The 16,341-nt window shown below is 47.0% G+C and carries 13 protein-coding genes; 11 read left to right on the plus strand and 2 right to left on the minus strand.

Translation table 11 applies throughout. The features are described 5' to 3' along the window. Positions 1 to 208: 208 nt before the first annotated feature. Together AC1DLM_RS06015 and AC1DLM_RS06020 are read left to right on the plus strand one after the other, a co-directional pair. Positions 209 to 2,419, plus strand: coding sequence for a sensor histidine kinase (locus tag AC1DLM_RS06015; protein WP_441989384.1), 2,211 nt, complete (start codon positions 209 to 211; stop codon positions 2,417 to 2,419). Next, positions 2,416 to 3,111 (plus strand): response regulator transcription factor, encoded by a 696-nt coding sequence (locus AC1DLM_RS06020; RefSeq protein WP_441989385.1) that lies wholly within the window; start codon positions 2,416 to 2,418, stop codon positions 3,109 to 3,111. Before AC1DLM_RS06015 ends, AC1DLM_RS06020 begins: the two co-directional genes overlap by 4 nt. Positions 3,112 to 3,495: 384 nt before the next feature. On the opposite strand, the gene AC1DLM_RS06025 is transcribed toward AC1DLM_RS06020, so the two are convergent. Together AC1DLM_RS06025 and AC1DLM_RS06030 are read right to left on the minus strand one after the other, a co-directional pair. Further along, positions 3,496 to 4,677 (minus strand): YncE family protein, encoded by a 1,182-nt coding sequence (locus tag AC1DLM_RS06025; RefSeq protein WP_441989386.1) that lies wholly within the window; start codon positions 4,675 to 4,677, stop codon positions 3,496 to 3,498. 145 nt (positions 4,678 to 4,822) lie between these two features. Further along, the gene (locus tag AC1DLM_RS06030; protein WP_441989387.1) at positions 4,823 to 6,304 is read right to left on the minus strand and encodes an S-layer homology domain-containing protein; all 1,482 of its coding nucleotides are present in this window, start codon (positions 6,302 to 6,304) and stop codon (positions 4,823 to 4,825) included. Between the two features lie 209 nt (positions 6,305 to 6,513). Here AC1DLM_RS06030 and AC1DLM_RS06035 point away from each other — a divergent pair, with 209 nt between their 5' ends. From AC1DLM_RS06035 to AC1DLM_RS06075, 9 genes are all read left to right on the plus strand, one after another. Beyond that, positions 6,514 to 7,368 carry a helix-turn-helix domain-containing protein gene (locus AC1DLM_RS06035; RefSeq protein ID WP_441989388.1) on the plus strand — a complete coding sequence of 285 codons (855 nt, stop codon included), beginning with the start codon at positions 6,514 to 6,516 and terminating at the stop codon, positions 7,366 to 7,368. 83 nt (positions 7,369 to 7,451) lie between these two features. Next, positions 7,452 to 8,849, plus strand: a complete 1,398-nt coding sequence (locus tag AC1DLM_RS06040) for an ADP-ribosylglycohydrolase family protein (RefSeq protein WP_477569417.1) — start codon at positions 7,452 to 7,454, stop codon at positions 8,847 to 8,849. A gap of 5 nt (positions 8,850 to 8,854) precedes the next feature. After that, entirely contained in the window at positions 8,855 to 9,124 is a 270-nt protein-coding gene (locus AC1DLM_RS06045) for a hypothetical protein (RefSeq protein WP_477569418.1), read from the plus strand. A gap of 234 nt (positions 9,125 to 9,358) precedes the next feature. Beyond that, a complete protein-coding gene (locus tag AC1DLM_RS06050; RefSeq protein WP_477569419.1) occupies positions 9,359 to 10,486 on the plus strand; it encodes an amidohydrolase family protein in 1,128 nt (375 codons plus the stop codon). Beyond that, positions 10,483 to 10,863: a Rieske (2Fe-2S) protein gene (locus AC1DLM_RS06055; RefSeq protein WP_477569420.1), complete on the plus strand. Its 381-nt coding sequence runs from the start codon at positions 10,483 to 10,485 to the stop codon at positions 10,861 to 10,863. Before AC1DLM_RS06050 ends, AC1DLM_RS06055 begins: the two co-directional genes overlap by 4 nt. A gap of 123 nt (positions 10,864 to 10,986) precedes the next feature. Beyond that, positions 10,987 to 11,871 carry an AraC family transcriptional regulator gene (locus AC1DLM_RS06060; RefSeq protein WP_477569421.1) on the plus strand — a complete coding sequence of 295 codons (885 nt, stop codon included), beginning with the start codon at positions 10,987 to 10,989 and terminating at the stop codon, positions 11,869 to 11,871. Further along, complete coding sequence (locus AC1DLM_RS06065) at positions 11,868 to 13,619, plus strand: sensor histidine kinase (protein WP_477569422.1); 1,752 nt, start codon at positions 11,868 to 11,870, stop codon at positions 13,617 to 13,619. The genes AC1DLM_RS06060 and AC1DLM_RS06065 overlap by 4 nt, the downstream gene beginning before the upstream one ends. After that, on the plus strand, positions 13,600 to 15,201 hold the full coding sequence (locus tag AC1DLM_RS06070) for a response regulator (protein WP_477569423.1): 1,602 nt from the start codon (positions 13,600 to 13,602) through the stop codon (positions 15,199 to 15,201). Before AC1DLM_RS06065 ends, AC1DLM_RS06070 begins: the two co-directional genes overlap by 20 nt. A gap of 166 nt (positions 15,202 to 15,367) precedes the next feature. Beyond that, positions 15,368 to 16,318: an ABC transporter permease gene (locus AC1DLM_RS06075; RefSeq protein WP_477569424.1), complete on the plus strand. Its 951-nt coding sequence runs from the start codon at positions 15,368 to 15,370 to the stop codon at positions 16,316 to 16,318. Positions 16,319 to 16,341 lie beyond the last annotated feature (23 nt).

Raw genomic sequence — 16,341 nt, forward strand, 5'->3', positions numbered from 1 at the left:
CCAAAAAAAATGACCCACAGCAACGGGCTGTGGGTCTAAGTATATATATTTTAAAGGGGGGTTGGTCTTTATTATAGGCAAGTTACATTAAAACAACATGAAAGTTAGATTTCATTTTCATTACAAATTTGTCAGTGGTAAAATAAGTTGGAAAGCAAACAAAAGCTTGAACCGGAGAGCGGGGTATTTCCAATTGAAGCATTATTCCATGAGGTCACATTTAACGATTACATTTGCCCTGATGGCCTTGATTCCGATCCTGATTCTAGGCGGCTTTCAGGTTTCGCAAATTAAGCATATTACACAGGAAACGAACCAAAACCAGCGGCAGACGACGTATCGCCTTGGAGATGCGGTGGAAGCTTATATGTCCTATCATCGCAATGCCGTTGAAACCTTGGCGGCTACGATCTCGGCATCGGATGCGGCTTTTCGAACTCGGGAGAGTCTGACGTTGAAGCTGCAATCGCTGCAAGAGAATCTGGAGGGATTCACAGGCATCTATGTGGTCGATGATAAAGGTACGATCAAAGCAACACACCGGATGTCGACGGATCTGATTGGTGTTGATGTTAACGATCGAGACTATACGGCACGTGTGAAGGCTGGACAGAAAGCGATTATATCTTCGTTATTCAAAGGCCCTGAGAGCTTGAACCAACCAGCTATAGCGATTGCCGTACCGATTTACAAGGGCAGCAAGCAGGTGGATGGCTTCGTATTAGCTGTACTTGAACTAGGGCCAATTAAGACGCTCGTTACCAAATACGATTATGGGACAGAGGCGTATCCTGTTGTGCTGGATCATGCCGGCAAGCCGATTTATCATCCGAATGCAGCGTTAACGGAATCCATGGCGGATTTATCCAAGGAGCCCGTCGTCGCCGATGCCAAAGTGCACAAACAAGGCGAAGGCACCTACACATTAAGCGCCTCATCGCATAAAGAACTTATTACATACAAGCTTATTCCAGACTTGAATCTCATTGTATGGGTAAGCAGGTCGACCGCAGCCGTCAATGCAGCATTCACGGAATCTTTACGGATCACGTTGCTGTTGTTAGTGTTTACGCTCATTTTAACCTTACTGCTAGGCAGTCTGTTGGCCAAAAGATTGAACGGCACGATCCACGCCTTAGTCGGCTATACACAGCGATTAGCTGGAGGATCATTCGCTCAGCCAGACCAGAAGGTTGTACCGCGAGGAGCACCCGCAGAGCTGCATCAGCTTGCCGAGCATTTCTTCCGCATGGCCGCGCAGATCAAGGAAAACCAACGCGCCTTGCTGCAGCTGAATAGCGAGCTTGAGCATCGCGTAGAAGAGCGCACACAACGATTGCAGGACGAGCATGCGACGCTGAATGCTGTTTTGGAAAGCATGTCAGATGCGATTGTCCTAATTGATGTGCAGCATAACGTGCTGTATGCCAATCATCAGATGGCGGAAAGTTTCGCGATTCCAATGGGTGAATTGTCCCATATGCCAGAAGCTGATTTATTTGAGCGGATTGCTGAGCTATTGCCTGAAGATCAGGACGAGCTCCAATTATGTAAGTTGACAGCAGAGCCGAGAGTTCAGAGCGCCTTAACGGTGAAAACAGAGCAAGGCAAGCCACGCTTTATGATGGTATCCGCGTTTCAGGTTGCGCGGGAGGGGCGGGTATTTGGCCGCGGCTACGTGTGGCGTGACAGAACGAAGGAGCATGAAATCGATGCGCTGAAGAACGATCTCATCTCACTAGCGTCGCATGAATTCAAAACTCCGATTACGAGTATCCGCGGCGGTGTGGAAACATTGCTGCGCAGGGATGCCCACTGGGATGAGGACTTTAAGCTGGAGCTGCTGGAAGGCATTCACGAGGATATAGGCCGAATCCAAGATCTTATCGATGAGTGGCTGGATATATCCAAAATCGAATCAGGTGCGATGGGGATACATCCGCAACCGTTGAGGCTAGCCGCCGTAATCGAAAGTGCTAGACATAGACTGCCTGAAGATATCAGCGCTGCACGACTTCAATTGGAGGTTGCGTTATCTTCGGATACGCCTCTAGTTTTTGCAGATAAGCTCCGGATGGAACAGGTTTTCTTGAACTTGTTCATCAATGCAGTTCGCTATAACGAGCGGGAACCGATCATTCAGGTGACCACACATGCAGATGAAGAGTATGTCTACGTTCACGTACAGGATAATGGGATCGGTATCGCAGAGGAACATTTGGAGAAATTATTCGATCGCTTCTATCGCGTGGACGTATCGTCCAGTCGTCAAACCGGGGGCACGGGGCTTGGGTTGGCGATTTGCAAAGGAATTATGGAAGCCCATGGCGGAGCCATTCAGGTTGAAAGCCAACTGGGTGAGGGAAGCCGATTCACTTTGATGATTCCACGGTTTAATGGGGGAGATGAGCTAGCATGAGCGCAAAGAAAATCATGATCGTCGACGATGAGCCCAAAATCATTCGGTTCATCGCGGCGAATTTGAAATCCTTAGGTTTCGAAACGGTGGCCTGTCAGAGCGGGGCCGAGGCGCTGGAGAAGATGGAAGCCGTCGATCCAGATTTGATATTGCTGGATCTAATGATGCCGGGGATGGATGGCTTCGAAGTATTGCGCAGACTGCGCGCTTATTCGAGTGTGCCTGTTATTATGCTAACAGCAAGAAGCAATGGTGCAGATAAAGTGCAGGGGTTGAATCTCGGGGCGGATGATTATTTGACCAAGCCGTTTTCGCTGGACGAGCTGTTCGCCAGAGTCAATGCGGTGCTCCGTCGCTTGGATGGACGTATGCCTTCACCATCTACGGTGAGTGAATTGACCGTTGGACCTGTGAACGTCAATCTAGCTCAGCGACGCATCCGACTAGGTGGAACGGACGTGAAATTCACCGAGACGGAATATAATTTGTTCGTTCTACTCTTGCAGTATGAAGGCAAAGTCATGACGCATGAGCAGTTGTTGAGCGAGATTTGGGGAAGTGAGTATCGCGATGAGGTTGAGTATTTGCGCGTTACCATCGCGCGCATTCGGCAGAAGCTGAAGGCCCACACCGAAGGGCAGGAAGTGATTGTGACCTACCCTGGTGTTGGTTATATGGCGAAGGGGGATTGATTTCCGGCGATACAGGAAGAAAGCGGCTCTTGAGCAATTCAATACCTACCGAGATACTTTTATAAAGTTGGCGAAGAATTAGGGCATGATGATGTGTGAAATGCTGGTCGCGAGTAGAGTAACCACTGTCTTCCAGGTAAATAAATGGATTTTATACAGTTAAATATTGAGGTTTTCCGTACAAACGCAGATTAGATGGAAAAACTGTAGTTAATTTCGACCACTTTAGCCGATATGCACCAAAGAGGCAATATTAACTACATATTTTCCAGTTAAATCGATTATTCTAAGAAATTTCACCTTAATAGATGTATATTATCCAGTTAATCAGATTTGTGAATCAAGACTGTCTCCAAACCTAGGAACTCTAAGGATCGGCTAAGACTAGTTATTCGTCAACAGCTGCACATCAAGCGGGTAATCAGGCAGCTCGAATTCACGTGTCGTGCCTGCTGCCAGGTCGACCACCGTCATTCCATTCCAGCCCGTATCGGCATAAGTGACGCCCCCTGTGAGATAGGCATAGCGCCCATCGGCGCTGCTGGCGACCATTTGGTGCATGCGAGTTAACGGGATTATCTTTTCCTTATAGGTATTGGCGTCGAGCACAGTCAAATTGGGCTTGCCCGTAGCACTGCCTGCCGAACCGATGCCAACGACCAGCAGCTGCTTGCCGTCCGGGGTAAGCGTGACACCTTCTTGGTGTGTGTTCCCCGTCAAGGGCTCGGTTGTGTAGCTGCCGCTCTTCGGATCCAGCACCACAAGGCCGCGGCCTTGGTAAGGCAGAAGTAAGCGGCCGTCAGCTCGAACTGCGGCATAGTGCGGCTTCTCGAAGCCCCCTTTACCGAAAGGAGCAGCTTCTAACGTGCGAGCTTTGAGGTTGGAAGGATCAACAGCCGTCACGGTGTAGCCGTCGTGATCGATACTGTAGACTTCGCGACCGTCAAGGCTGGTTACAACGTCAAAAGGTCGTACGCCAACAGCGACTCGGCCTGTCATTGCAAGCTTTTCCGAATCTAAGATCTCAAGTTGGCTCTTACCTCCATCGAGATACACACCGACATATATGAATTTACCGTCTGGCGATACGGCAACTCCCATGCCGCCCGAGCGGTATTCACCAAAGCGTGGTGGTTTACCCACATTAGCCTGATAAGGGACAAGCGCAATTCGTGAACGAAGCTTTGTATCGATGACGGCTACGCCTTCAGCAGTCGACACATAAGCGCGATGATTCGGCCCTTCTGCGATGGCAAAAGGGGCCGTTCCTACGACAAGTTTCTCCATCCGGCCTGAAGCGGGATCGAGGAAGGACATGTAGTCACTTTTCGAATGCGTCACCATCAGGGTTGTATCCACAGCCGCTGGAGGTGAAGGGCTCGCAGTCGCCGGTAAGGAACTTGTCGCCGGTGTTTGGGTTGCAGCAGCAGTAGGAGAAGGCGTTGCTGTCTTCGTTGGGTTGATGGTGTTGACTGCGTTCGGCTGTTGGCCGCTACAGCCAACTAACACAAGAAACAGCGTGAGCGGTGTTAAGCGTGCGAATAGAGAACTATTCATGAATGCCATATAGAAGGTCACCTCTGGATTTAGAGTAAAAGAAGCCAAGGAAACACAGTACCTGTGGATAAGTTTAGCAAACAAAGGTAAGGAAGAGAACCTGATCACAGGTCATCTTCCTTATCTTTTTGTCATTCGATTGTTGAGGTTACACTTACTTTTTCAAGTTTAAAGTGACGCCTGTTGCTGTCGCCCATGCACCTACTGGCGCAACTGTGTATGTTGTGTCTGGAACCAACTGATCATTGTTGAGAAGCGTGAACGTACCCACGGCACCTTTGCGTGTCGTCAAGCTGTATTCAGCAGTCAGAACTTTGCCATCGGCAGCAGTTAGGGTTACGCGGCGGGAAACGAAGATTTCATCCTTCGGATCCTGCGTTAGTGTGACTGCAATTGTCTTCGCATCAACCGCGGCAGCGGATTGAAGCTGGAGCGGAGCGAATGCTTTTGCCGTAAAAGTAGGGTTCTTTAGGGTCGCCCAGTCTGCGGAAACCGTATAGGTCACACCAGGTTTGAAGGTCTCTCCGTTAGGCAAAATGAACTTCGGCGCTTGGCGACCATCGGTTGCTTGCGTGAATGGCAAGTAATTAGCTGTCATCGTTGCACCGCCCGCAGGGGTGATTTGAACTTGGCGATTACGCATGGAAGATAGGATCTGGTAAGTCATGCCGTTGTAACGATTCGATGCATCAACGATAAAGGAACCAGGACGACCCTTGCTGTAAGCGGCGATGACATAACCATAATCCGCAACACCGTCAGTCAGATGGGATTCAACTTCGAATAGATCATTGGCAACCTGAGCCGTGGAATCCAAACGGATTTTCTCTGTGCTAGCTGTGAATGTTACAGCAGGTTGACCTTTATAAGACAGTGAGTACGTTGTACCTGCTTTTTGTGTTGGAACTGGAACGATATAGGTGGATACAGCACCTGTTTTTAGGCGCGGCACGTTATTGATAGCAAGGCCATTGTCGAAAACAAAGTTTTTGGACGCCGGATCTAGCTCTAATTCTGCCGTCGGAATCGGTGCTGAGAAGGTCACCTGTAGGGAAATAGCATTCAAAACTTCCAGTTTCGTGACACGAACAGGAGCGACTTTCTGAGCATCAACGAGAAGCAAGGCAGCTTGACCGCGTGTAACTTGGCTGCTTAGTGATGCGTAGCTTGGCAACTGGCGAATCGTTGCAACGTCAACTTGAAGCACCGTCGCAATGATGCTGCTCAACTGCTCGGCCGTGATCGTCTGCGCCCCAGCGAATTGCTGGCCGGACACACTATTCATAGCGCCTAATGACTGAAGGGAAATGGCGTAGTTATAGTACCAATCTTTTGAAGTCACATCTTGAAAAGGACTAGCTGTCGTTGCATCCACAGAAGTATTTACGTGGAAAGAGAGGGCTACCATTTTGGCAATCTCACTGCGTGTGACGGCTTGATTAGGTTTGAACGTATTGTTCTCATAACCAGACAGTACCTGCTGCTGAGCTAATTGCTCAATCGCAGTTTGGATTTGCGCAACACTTGCGGAATCCGTGAAAGGATTTGCTGCTAGGGCATGGTAAGGAAGAATGGCGGATATTAGGGCAGTTGCTGAAATCGTGAGAGCGGCAAGAACTTTTTGTTTATTTTTCATCGAGAAACACTCCTCAAGTGGATTGGATTTGTTTGTTGCGCTGTTGTCTACAGGACTAATCTTACTAATTCAAGCATAACAATCGCATAAAAATGAGGAGTGAGACATTACAATTTCGTAAAAATGAGTAGCGGCATTTTTATTTTCCACAACATTTTTGCTAATGGTAAAATAGAGCTATCTTAATTTCGAAGGTGGACTGAAACCAATTGAAGCAGAAGATCGAATATGACAATCTCATTCCAATTAATGCGTATCTTTGGTGTCCAAAACCGTATCCACAACCTCTTCATTTCCATTCTAGCTTGGAAATTGGCTTTTGCCGGGGAGGGAGAGGGCAATTTATTTTTGAAAATAAACGATACGAAGTTCGCAAAGGCGATGTCTTTATTGTCAATAATACGGAGCTTCATATTGCTCAATCCGCACAGCACGATCCAAGCCAATATATTTTTCTGAATTTCGATCCGAGTCTCCTTTTTGAAGAAGATGAACGATTATTACTGCCATTTGCCTATCGTTCTGAGAGATTTGAGAACCATATTGGGGCTGGAACACCGCTTGCGGGGCAAATCGGGGTACTCATTCAACAGATTTATGAGGAGCTTGATGCAAAGGCTGAGGGTTATCTAACGCTTACTCGTTGCAAATTGCTAGAGTTGGGGGTTATCTTACTTCGCCATTACAGGAGTGCTTTCAGCAATGAGCAATGGAAGAATATGTCCAATTCGCAGCGCGAGATCAAAGAAGTGATGCTTTTTGTGAAAGAACGGTATCAAGAGCCCCTTCAACTTACCGATGTTGCTGAGCATCTAGGCTGGAGCACCGCGCGGACAAGCCGCCTTTTTAAGGAGCATACTGGCATCAGCTTTATTGCTTATATGACGCAGCTGCGCATTAGCGAAGCTAAGAAACAGCTTGTCACGAGCCTCGATAGTATCGCAGACATTAGCTTTTCCAGTGGGTTTCAGAGCTTGGCCTCCTTCTATCGAGCCTTTAATTTGGATGCCGGACTATCTCCTCAAGAATATCGTAAACAATTTGGCGTGAAGCAATTATTTTGAGAAGTGCGAAAGAAATTGAGAAGATTCGCTAAAGCCAAATTCGTATAATCAGCTTAAAATCTTATATTAAAGGTGGTTTTACGATGGCTGGCTGGGAAAAATTAAAGGGAATTGTACATGCGGAAATCAAACAAAGGGGAGAAGAGGGCTGCGATGTCAGCGGATTTCTAGACAAGTGGGCTGCAGCCGGAGATGACGAAGCGAGGCTGATGGCGGTTTATCACCAGTTGATGGAGCTTGAAATTAGCGCTGATTTTACATATACAGAGCCTTCAGATCTACCTGGCATTCTTGCGTTACGACCTGAAGGACCTAGACAACTAACAGTTGATAAATCCGAAGCCGAATGGCTCAACCAATTCCACGGTGCGTGGCTTGGCAGGAGTATTGGATGCGCATTAGGCAAACCGCTGGAAAATGGTCATTTTATGTACGGCAGTGGTGGGAGACACGGATGGAAAAATATCGAGCTATGGTTCAAAGGAGCAGATGCTTGGCCAATTAGCGGTTATACCCCAGGGAGTTCGCGGGCGTCTGCCGAGTACGGTTTGAATTTGAATGAGTGGTGCCATAAAAGCTTGAAAGAACGTATTCAGTTTATGGAAACCGACGATGATATCCGTTACACCGTGTTAGGCTTGATTCTTCTAGAGGAAAAAGGTTTGGATTTTGATAGCTGGGATATTGGCAAACTGTGGCATATGTATCTTAGCTATCAGCAGGTATGTACAGCAGAGACGCAAGCATATATGAATTTCGCTCAGGTAACCTCGCATATGCAAGGTGAAAAAACGGAGGACTGGGCACAGAAGAGTGATTGGGTGCGAACTTGGTTAAATCCGTATCGGGAGTGGATTGGAGCACAGATCAGAGCTGATGGCTTTGCTTACGGCGCGGCAGGAAATCCAGAGTTGGCAGCTGAATTAGCTTGGCGGGATGCTTCCTTTTCCCATGTGAAGAACGGCATTTACGGGGAAATGTTTGTGGCTGCCATGATTGCAGCAGCTTTTAACGAAACGGATAATGAACGTATTGTGGAAATAGGACTTAGTGAAATTCCAAGCAACTGCCGGCTGGCTCATGATATTCGCAAAGCAGTAGACATTGCACGCAGTGCAGTTGACCAATTGGATCTTGTCGATCGCATCTGGGAAGCGTTCAAGCACTATCATTGTGTGCATACGAACAATAATGCAGCCTTAGTTGCTGCGTCGCTGATCTTTGCGAAGGATGATTTTGAGCTGGCTATTACGACAGCCGTTCTAGGTGGTTGGGATACGGATTGCAACGGTGCTACTGTTGGATCCATTATGGGGGCGAAGCTCGGGGCTGATAAGCTTCCGGCCTCTTGGGCAGATCCGCTCCACGATACGCTATATTCAGAAGTGAGAGGGTTCCATCCGATCGCGATTTCGGAATGCGCGAATCGCAGCTATAAGGTATTTAAGAACATATCGGCTGAATATGAGGCTAGAAAATAGCTTTCATGAATGGAAAGACTAGCCTAATGGGCTGGTCTTTTTTACATATAAGCGTATATGTTTTAGGGGTAAGTGGTAAGGCGCAAGGGGTAAGCGAAGCTTACCCCTTACTTATGTTTGGTTCACAACTGGCAAAAATGCAAAAAGGCATCCTTTTCAGGGAAATTCCTTTCAACGCTTTAAATAAATGCAAAAAGGCATCTATTGCGGCCGAAAAGGTCAAAACAGAGCTGAAAATACAGAAATTGATGCCTTTTTGCATCGATTTCGCCTGAAATCGTGTATGTAATAGAGAAAAGTTGCTCTTTTGCATTTTTCAGTAGATGGAGAGTATGAGAGCCATCCTCTAGTCACATGTAGCCACCTTACAAAATCGCAAAAGATCAAGACACGACAGCATTGTTGTTTGGCCGCTGGAAACGTAACATTAAGGTCAAGAAGCAAGGATGTTTCGTAAATACGACCTCGCATCCTGTTATCTAATGAGAACTTTTGGAGGGGCGAACGATATGCCAACGAACACCGACACGAAGTTGCCAGCGGACCCGCGTCCGAAGCTGAAACGATCGATTATCGATTGCGACATTCATCAAGCAACGGGACTGGAGTCTATCAAACCTTACTTGCCGCGAGCGTATCAAGAACTTATGAAGCAATACKGGGCAGCGCTGCCGGGCGGCATGCACTTCAATGGCGGCGTAGGCGGCCGAATGGCTGACGCGTATCCGGAAGGCGGCGGTTCCGCTGGCAGCGATCTGGCCTTCATGCAAAAGCAGCATCTGGACCGCTACAATGTCGAATACGGCATTCTCACAGGGGAAGGCTATGCCGTGCATGCGACCCCTAACTATGATTACGCTGCTGCACTCTGCAGAGGGATTAATGAATATACGATTGAGCATTGGCTTTCGCAAGACAGCAGGTTGAGAGGTTCTGTCTTCATTGCGAAGCAGGCGCCGCAGCTTGCTGCGCAAGAGATTGACCGTGTCGGGGGCCGATCCGACATGGTGCAGGTGGTTGTTTCAAGCGGCGCTACACTGCCTTATGGAAATCGTCATTACGATCCGATCTACGGGGCTTGTGTTCGCCATAACTTACCCTTCACCATCCACGTTGGATTAGAAGGTGAAGGCATTAATAGCCCACATACGGGGGCTGGGTATGTGACGCACTACATTGAACAGCGTTGTGCGCGTCCCGCTGTAATGGGTGCACATTTGGCCAGCTTTATCTTCGATGGGGTGTTCGAGCGCTTCCCTACGTTGAAGGTCGTCCTGCAGGAAGCCGGCGTCTTGTGGCTAGCTCCATTCCTGTGGAAGCTCGATCAAGAATGGAAAGGACTGCGGGTGCAAACGCCTTGGGTTCGGAAGAAACCGAGCGAGTATTTCCGAGAGCATGTCCGTGTGACCACGCAACCGTTTGAGGAGACACCGAACCGTGAGATCTTCGATCATTTGTTAGAGAGCATTTATGCCAAAGAAACGCTCATGTTTTGCAGTGATTATCCGCATTGGGATTATGATTCACCGAGTCAAGCGTTGCCTAAACTGGAACCTGAGCTATGGGACAGCATCTACTATCAGAATGCAGCTAAGCTATATGGCCTGCCTCCACGCAAAACGGAGGAGACGAAATGAAGCGAAGCTCGCAGCACATCGTAGGGACGGTAGGGGAGATTCCGCCTGGTACCCATAAGATTGTGGAAGTTGAAGGACGTAGTGTCGGTATCTATAATATCAACGGAGTTTTTCATGCTCTGCGCAATATTTGTCCTCATCAAGGAGCAGAGTTGTGCAAAGGCCTGGTGACAGCCTACGTTTCTTCTGGAGGTCCAGGTGACTTTCAATTTGATCGCGAGGGTGAAATTGTGCGTTGCCCTTGGCATCAGTGGGAGTTTGATATTCCGACAGGCTGCATGATCACGGATGCGGCGATGCGCACCAAAACGTATGATGTCACGGTGGAGAAATTCGGTGTTTCGATTGATAACGATCTGATTTTAGTTCATATGTAAGAATGCAAAAACTTCTCTCAAACAGGCGAGATCCAACGGCCAAAGAGAGAGGTTTTTATTTCGCTTCTGCGCCATATTCAATCATCTTCAGCATTTGCTACAATAGAAGGGATAACGGATAGGATGGTGATCGGCGTGCAGGAAACCGCTAAGGAATTTTTTGAATCAAAGCTATTCGTCCCTGACGAATTCGCCAGAAAAGGCGGCATCTGGCCGCTCCGTCTTGGTCGAAATATCGCTAAGCCTAGTTATCAAGCAGGGCCCATGATACTTGAGTATTACAATATGCACTTTATTATGGAGGGGAAGGTAGAGTTCACCTTCAACAAAGAGCACATTATTTTGTCCAAAGGCGATGTGTTCGCGATGGTACCGGGCAGTACGATCCRTTATCGGCTAGCTCCGAGTGATACTACGTTACAGATGATTTGGATCTCCATGGATGGATCGCAAGCGCCGGAACTCTTTGCTGCTGCAGGCTTTAGCAAGGCCGCACCTTACCTGTACGGGGTCATGTCCAAGGAGCTTGAAGCTACACTTCGCCAGTTGTTCCTTCCCCGCAAATATGACATGAAACGGCATAACGAGTTATGTTCCATCCTATACCGGATTTTCGGTCTTATGGTTCCATCGGATCCTTCCGAAAAAAATCAGACCGGCAAAGAGAACTGGATCCCTAAAAGCGTTGCGTTTATGGACACCTACTATATGGAAAATATTACGGTTCGTGATGTTGCCGATTACGTAGCTCTACACCGCACTTATTTTTCGAAAATGTTTTCGGAGGAAATGGGGGTATCACCTGTCCAGTATTTGCATCGATTGCGAATGGAAAAAGCAGCCGAGCTGCTTTCCTCTAGTTTTATGATCAGCGAAGTTTCGTTATTGCTCGGCTATTCCGATGCCTACGCTTTCACCCATGCTTTCACCAAATATTACGGCAGCCCGCCGGGGAGTTGGAGAGCTGCACACCGAGGCTCAGGCATAGAGAGGAAGGTGCGACCGTGAAAAGCACACAGGGTGCGATTTCCTTACAGCTCAAGCTTACCTTAACTTTTTTGCTTATTCTCATACCACTGGTCAGTGTAAGTATATTTGCCAATAATTACTCGCAAGGCATTATGAATGTACAAATTAGTGACCGGACGAAAGGGGCACTCCTGACATCACTTGCCTATATGGAGCAAATTGCGAATACGATGGATCAGCAAACCCTATTGATCAGCTCCAACCCTAGTATCGTAAATATTTTTAGAGATATTGAAGACCCACTTAACCCCACTCATTTATATGATATTCATACAGTCATGCAGCAGCTGACTTCTCTTGCCAATATTAACGGTGCAATTCAAGAGGCCTATATTGTTCATGGGGCTAGCGGCAATGGCGTTTCGACAGCGCTGGGGGCGTTCAGATGGCCTCAGGTGAAAGAAGAAGGCTGGTTCCAGCAAGTCGTTCGAGGCATTGGTTCTTTGGTTATTTATATTCCTACTGCGGATTCCAGCGGGGATCAGAACGTATATTTGAAAGGCTCCAATATCTACTATATTAGGTTGCTCGATGCTTTAAGGGATTCGCCAGAGCCGAATGTTTTGGTTTTTGCTGTAAATAAATCGTCGCTTCAGAGTATCATTCAACATCTCCAAACGACCGAACGGATGAACATTTCTTTATATTATAATAACAGGCTGATTCTGGAGACCAACCCTGCATCTAAGCAAGCCTATGCTTCCGACATGTTCGCAATGAAAGAAACAAGCGGTGCGTGGTCTATTCAATTAGAGCAGCCAAAGGATGAAATTTTCGAACAATCGCATCGGTTGCAGCTCTTTACCTATCTTATTATTCTTCTTAGCGTGCTTCTTGCCGTGTGGACGGCCTGGCTGATTTACATTCAAATATTAAAGCCTTTGCGCCAATTATCAAGCGCTTTCAAATTCATTGGCAAGGGGGATCTGACCTATCAAATCAGGCATGATCGAAGAGATGAATTCGGACTCGTGATGAATGGTTTTAATCAGATGGCGGAGTCTCAGCGAGTTATGATCGAGGAGGATTATGAGAAGGAGCTGCGCTTAGCGAAGTCTGAGTTTAGTTTGCTGCAATCGCAGATCAATCCGCATTTTCTTTATAATACACTGGATTCCATCTATTCGGTTGCTGTCAAATTCAACATGAAAGAAATTAGCGAAATGGTCCTGAATTTGGCCAAATTCTTCAGAGTTAGCTTGGGAAAGGGACGGAATCATTTTACGTTAGAGGAAACGATGCAGCATCTGCTGTATTACATTCGAGTTCAACAGATGCGAACAGCACACTTTTCCGTTGAGATTGATTTGGAAAAAGGCTCCGTGAACATCCCTGTACTCAAATTGCTGCTGCAGCCCATTGTAGAAAACGCGATTATTCATGGACTTGAGAAATGCCCGTTTGAAGGCGAACTGCGAATTCGCTCCAGGGTTCATCAACATCTTTTATTCATCGATGTAGAAGATACAGGCATGGGCATGCCAGACGCCTTGCTGAAGCAAATCCAACTGGAGCTCAGTATACTGACAAGTAAGCTTTACCGAGTGCCGCAAGAAAGCCCGTCGAGTCAATTTTTTGGGATGAAAAATGTGAAATCGAGAATGAAGTTATATTATGGAGAAGAAGCGGACGTCCGAATTGAAAGTGAAGAGGGACTCGGAACAAAGGTTACCTTAATCATACCTATACGAGTGGGGGAAGAAGATCATGAAGCTGCTCGTCGCTGAAGATGAATTTCAAGTCAGAGAGCGGATTGCCTATGGAATTCCATGGAAAGACTATGACATTGAAATTGCCGGAGCTGTGGCAAACGGCAGGGAAGCCGTCGTGGCTGTAGAAAAGGACTGCATTGATATCGTTATTACAGATATTCATATGCCTGATATGAGTGGTCTTGAGCTGGCAAAGGTACTGAAGGATGAATATCCACATGTGAAGGTTATCATATTAACGGGTTTTGACCATTTCGAATATGCACGGGACAGCATCGATTATGGCGTTGTTAAATATCTAGTAAAGCCGGCGGAGAATGAGGTTGTACTGGAAACGGTGTTAAGAGCCAAACAGCTTCGTGAACAGGAATTGAATGATATTCATAACATAGTGCTTCTAAAGCAGCGATGGCAAGAGCATCTGCCGCATCTTAAACAGTCATTTTATAAAAATTGGTTGAACGGGCGTTTGTCTACGTGGGAATTAGAGAAACGCAGTCAGGAAATCGGCTTCTCCCTAGCAGGCAACATCTATTTGCCTGTCACGCTTGATATGGATCCGATCGCCGAAACCGATGTCCGTTTCCATTCAGGGGAGCGGCCCTTAATTCAGTATTCACTCTTTAACATTACCCGGGATGTCGTGGAGGATATGGACGGCATCGTTCTGCAGGATGATGACGGGTTGACGGCAATTATCTTCTTTGCCCCTTCAAGTGTAGAGGTATCAGGATTTCAACTCAAAGTGAATCAGCAGCTCGGCAGACTGCTTAGCACGGTTAAATCCTGTTTGAAGCTGACAGCCAGCGCTGGCCTTGGCACTTGTGTGGAAGATCAAGCCTTGCTGCCGATTGCCTATAAGCAGAGTAGAATGGCGCTGCAGGAACGCATCGTGCTGGGCAATGAAACCGTCATTCCTTATCGGAACGATGCGCCTTCGAAGTCAGTCTGGTTGAATATGAACGATCTGGAGAAGGACATTGAAATTGCTGTGGAAACGGGCAATGAGAGCAAGCGGGCAGAGCTTATCAACACGTTAATGGACATCGGTTTCTCGCCGAGCCATCCCATTGCCGAGGCGAAAGAGATGCTTCTTCGCATCACGGCATTACTGACGCGAATTGTCAATTCCCACGGGTGGAGTTTACGCGAAACGCTTGCCGAGGACTACACAGATTTTATGAACTTTAATCAGTTGCTGGCGAAGGAACAGCTCATGGAATGGCTGCATCGCATGATGGCGCGAATTAGCCGATCGATTAGTGAGCGTCGAAAATCGGGTACGCATATTACGGTGAGTGAAATTTTGGCTTTCGTTGATCGCCATTTATATGAGGAAGAGCTAAGTTTATATTTTGTCGCTGAGAAGATGTATATGAATTATGCCTATGCAAGCCGGATCTTTAAGGAGGTGACCGGCAGCAACTTCTCGGATAGCGTACTGAGACTACGAATGGAAAAGGCGAAAGAGCTGCTGGCAACGGGGAACAAAGTGTATGAAGTAGCAGAACGAGTCGGGTATAAGAATGGGAATTACTTCTCGCGGAGCTTTCAGAAGTATTGGGGAATCAAGCCGAGTGAAATGAACAAGTCATAAGTTTTTTGATGAAAAAAGACATTCAACACGAACTGTTGGTGTCTTTTTTTGCGTGTAAAAACGTAGAAATTGTGGTCATTAAAGTAGAAGGATTAGTCTACATTTTCAGTACCTGTCGGGATATAGTTAGTACAAGAGAAGAGCACGATAGCTAAGGAGATCACACATGATGAAGACAAAATCTTTGACAGTAAGCAGGGAAGTGAAGGTAACAAAAGGGAGGTCAATCAAGCTTCTGAAGTATTGGGATTTGTATCTCATGGTATTGCCTGCGGTCATCCTCATCCTCCTCTTCAAATATATGCCGATGTATGGCGTCATCATTGCCTTCAAAGATTACAATTTGATGGAAGGTGTGTGGGGGAGCGATTGGGTAGGATTTCAATATTTCCGTGAATTATTTACGTTTGATGAATTCCCAAGGGTAGTCAGAAATACCGTTATGATCTCCTTGATGAAACTGCTCGTAGGGTTTCCTATTCCCATTATTCTAGCCTTGCTGCTGAATGAGCTCAAATTCGTCAAGTTCAAACGAATGGTGCAGACGATCACTTATCTGCCTCACTTTGTTTCATGGGTCATTATTGGCGGCCTCGCCATTGATATGCTGTCTCCAAGCAGCGGGATCATCAATAGAATCATCGAAATGTTAGGCTTTGGGCCGATCTTTTTCATGTCGGATGAACGAATTTTCCGCTGGATTCTCGTGGGTTCAGATGTTTGGAAAGAAGCAGGTTGGGGAGCCATCATTTATCTCGCTGCACTGATAGGGATTAATGAGGAGCTATATCAAGCGGCTACCGTGGACGGGGCGAATCGTTTTCGACAAATATGGCATATTTCTCTTCCAGGTCTGAAGTCAACCATTATAGTCATTCTCTTGCTGCGAATCGGGTATATCTTAGATGCAGGTTTCGAACAAGTACTGGTTATGTATAACCCAACTGTCTATGATGTGGCGGATATCATTGATACGTATGTGTTTCGAGTGGGTCTAGGCTCTATGCAATTCGGTCTAACAACAGCAGCGGGATTATTCAAGTCAGTCATTGGCTGCGTACTTCTTATTTTGGCCAACGTATTTGCGAGGAAAATGGGGGAAGAAGGAATTTTCTAAGGAAGAGAAAGATGAGGGCTTGT

The organism is Paenibacillus sp. 01T442 (genome assembly GCF_056398345.1).

Coding starts and splice junctions, on each gene's coding strand:
- AC1DLM_RS06015 (WP_441989384.1), top strand. CDS start 209: ATGAGGTCACATTTAACGATTACATTTGCCCTGATGGCCTTGATTCCG.
- AC1DLM_RS06020 (WP_441989385.1), top strand. CDS start 2,416: ATGAGCGCAAAGAAAATCATGATCGTCGACGATGAGCCCAAAATCATT.
- AC1DLM_RS06025 (WP_441989386.1), bottom strand. CDS start 4,677: ATGGCATTCATGAATAGTTCTCTATTCGCACGCTTAACACCGCTCACG.
- AC1DLM_RS06030 (WP_441989387.1), bottom strand. CDS start 6,304: ATGAAAAATAAACAAAAAGTTCTTGCCGCTCTCACGATTTCAGCAACT.
- AC1DLM_RS06040 (WP_477569417.1), top strand. CDS start 7,452: ATGGCTGGCTGGGAAAAATTAAAGGGAATTGTACATGCGGAAATCAAA.
- AC1DLM_RS06045 (WP_477569418.1), top strand. CDS start 8,855: ATGAATGGAAAGACTAGCCTAATGGGCTGGTCTTTTTTACATATAAGC.
- AC1DLM_RS06055 (WP_477569420.1), top strand. CDS start 10,483: ATGAAGCGAAGCTCGCAGCACATCGTAGGGACGGTAGGGGAGATTCCG.
- AC1DLM_RS06070 (WP_477569423.1), top strand. CDS start 13,600: ATGAAGCTGCTCGTCGCTGAAGATGAATTTCAAGTCAGAGAGCGGATT.
- AC1DLM_RS06075 (WP_477569424.1), top strand. CDS start 15,368: ATGATGAAGACAAAATCTTTGACAGTAAGCAGGGAAGTGAAGGTAACA.